Source organism: Streptomyces lincolnensis, from assembly GCF_021173675.1.
Taxonomy (GTDB): domain Bacteria; phylum Actinomycetota; class Actinomycetes; order Streptomycetales; family Streptomycetaceae; genus Streptomyces; species Streptomyces lincolnensis_B.
In genome coordinates, this window is sequence record NZ_JAIHON010000046.1 from 1 (window position 1) to 593 (window position 593).

General features: G+C 66.9%; 1 protein-coding gene. It reads right to left on the reverse strand.

Annotation, left to right across the window (positions count from 1 at the left end):
• Positions 1 to 147: 147 nt before the first annotated feature.
• On the reverse strand, positions 148 to 593 hold a 446-nt coding region (locus tag K4B79_RS47490; RefSeq protein WP_232033711.1), incomplete at its 5' end, for an alpha-glucosidase C-terminal domain-containing protein.

A 593-nucleotide genomic window follows, 5' to 3' on the forward strand; every position in this document is an offset into this window, starting at 1 on the left:
GGCCCTTGAGGTCGCCGACACCGTCGCCGTTGCTGTCCTGGAAGGAGCGGACGAGGACCTCGTAGAAGACGGCACGCTTGAACCACTCCGGATCCCGGTCCTTGGCGGGCGTGTCCTCGAAGGTGTCGTGAACGGGCTGGTTGACGGTCACGCGGGAGACCCTCCGATCTGCGGCGAAGCGGCCGGCCGTCGGACGTGGAACAGGTGCGCGGGTGCCCGGCCGGGCTCCAGCCGCACGTAGTTGTTCCTGGCCCATCGGTAGGTCTCACCCGCCAGTTCGTCGTGCACGGACAGGGACTCGTGCCAGTCGAGGCCGAGTCGCGGCATGTCCAACGAGACCGTGGCCTCCTGGGCGTGGTGAGGATCGAGATTGACGACGACCAGGACCGTGTCCTCGCCCGTGCGCTTGCTGTAGGCGATCAGCTGGTCGTTGTCCGTGTGGTGGAAGTCGATGTTCCTGAGCCGCTGGAGGGCGGGGTGCCGCCGCCGGATTCCGTTGAGTTTGGTGATGAGGGGGGCGATGGTGCGGCCCTCGCGTGCGGCGGTGTCCCAGTCGCGGGGTTTGAGCTGGTACTTCTCGGAGTCGAGGTATT